Annotated in this window: 1 protein-coding gene; it reads left to right on the top strand. The window is 52.1% G+C overall.

The features are described from left to right. Window positions 1-700: hypothetical protein (locus tag NR126_RS29135; protein ID WP_256832485.1), on the top strand; the 700-nt coding region annotated here is incomplete at both ends.

Below are 700 nucleotides of genomic sequence, written 5' to 3'. Positions count from 1 at the left end.
AAAAAAAGAAGAAGGAGAAGGAGGAGAAGGGGGGAAAGAAGAGGGGAAGGAGGAGAGGAGAAAAAAGAGGAGAAAAAAAGAAGGGGGGGGGGGAAAAAAAGAGAAGGGAGGAGGAGAGAAAAGGGAAGAAGAGGGAGGGAAAGAGAGAGGGAAGAGGGAAAAAGGAGAGAGGGGAAGGGAGGAGAAGAGAAGGGAGGGAAAGGGGAGGGGAAGAAAAAAGGGAAAGGGGGGAGAGAGGGAAGAAAAGAAGAGAGAGAAGAGGGAGAGGGGGGGGGGAAGGGAAGGAGAAGGGGAAAGGGAAAGGGAGGGGGGAAGAAGGAAGGAGGAGGAGAGGGAGGAGGGAGAGGGGGAGAAGGGAGAAAAAAAGAGGAAAGGAGAGAAAGGAAAGGGGGGGAGAGAAGAGAAAAGGAAAAGAAAGGGGGGGGAAAAGGGGAAGGGAGGGAAGGAGGAGAAGGGAAAAGAAGGGAAGAAAGGAAAAAGAAGGGGAAGAGAAGGGGGGAAAAAAGGGGAAAGGGAAAGAAGAAGGAAAGAAAGAGAAAGGGAAAGGAAGAGAGAAAGAGGGGGAGAGAAGAAGAAGAAAGAAGAAGAGGAAAAGAGGAAGAGGGGAAGGAAAAGGAGAGGGAGGAAGGAGAGAAGAAAGGAAGGGGGGGCAGCGAGGAAAGAGAAAAAGGCGACAAGCGCGGCAATGCCGGTGGCGTCG

Origin of the sequence: Pseudomonas sp. Pse1 (assembly GCF_024519635.1) — a bacterium.
GTDB lineage: Bacteria > Pseudomonadota > Gammaproteobacteria > Pseudomonadales > Pseudomonadaceae > Aquipseudomonas.
This window is presented reverse-complemented; position numbering and strand designations above follow the sequence as displayed.